General features: G+C 49.1%; 1 protein-coding gene. It reads right to left on the minus strand.

Features of this window, described 5'->3' with window-relative positions; genetic code table 11:
- On the minus strand, nucleotides 1-218 hold a 218-nt coding region (locus M3090_RS15795; RefSeq protein WP_249057828.1), incomplete at both ends, for an ATP-binding protein.

A 218-nucleotide genomic window follows, 5' to 3' on the forward strand; every position in this document is an offset into this window, starting at 1 on the left:
GGGTACTGCGATGTGATGATGATGGATTTTCGTTCATGCCTGTCCTCGATGATTTCAAGTAGTATGGGACGCTCCTTTGCGTCAAGAGGCACGATGAACAGGTCGTCAAGGATGAGTAACTGGCATCGCTCAATCTTCTTGAGTTCCGTCTCAAGTGTGCCTTTGACTTTGGCGACTTTCAGTGCTCCGAGCAGTTTCGGGGCATTGGCATATAAGGT

This window comes from Bacteroides sp. ET71, from assembly GCF_023336905.1.
GTDB lineage: Bacteria > Bacteroidota > Bacteroidia > Bacteroidales > Bacteroidaceae > Bacteroides.